Annotated in this window: 1 protein-coding gene; it reads right to left on the reverse strand. The window is 38.0% G+C overall.

The window, feature by feature from the left end:
* Positions 1 to 13: 13 nt before the first annotated feature.
* Positions 14 to 190, reverse strand: coding sequence for a hypothetical protein (locus EKM67_RS10810; RefSeq protein ID WP_160315714.1), 177 nt, complete (start codon positions 188 to 190; stop codon positions 14 to 16).
* Between the last annotated feature and the right edge of the window lie 18 nt (positions 191 to 208).

The raw sequence follows: 208 nt of genomic DNA on the forward strand, positions 1-208 counted from the left end.
AATTTGCCGTTGATCAATGATCATCGGTGAACACCGCCTTTAAAATTGCTTCTAAAATATAGTTATTGATCCGGTTGTAGACGATTACTGATTTATTTGTGCCAACCTTAATTTGTAGCGCCTTGGTTGTTGCGCGTAGCTGTGGTTCAGATTGATCCATTTTGATTTGTACAATATCGGGTTTTGCCAATAAAAATCACCTCACCAA

The organism is Lapidilactobacillus mulanensis (assembly GCF_003946215.1).
Taxonomy (GTDB): domain Bacteria; phylum Bacillota; class Bacilli; order Lactobacillales; family Lactobacillaceae; genus Lapidilactobacillus; species Lapidilactobacillus mulanensis.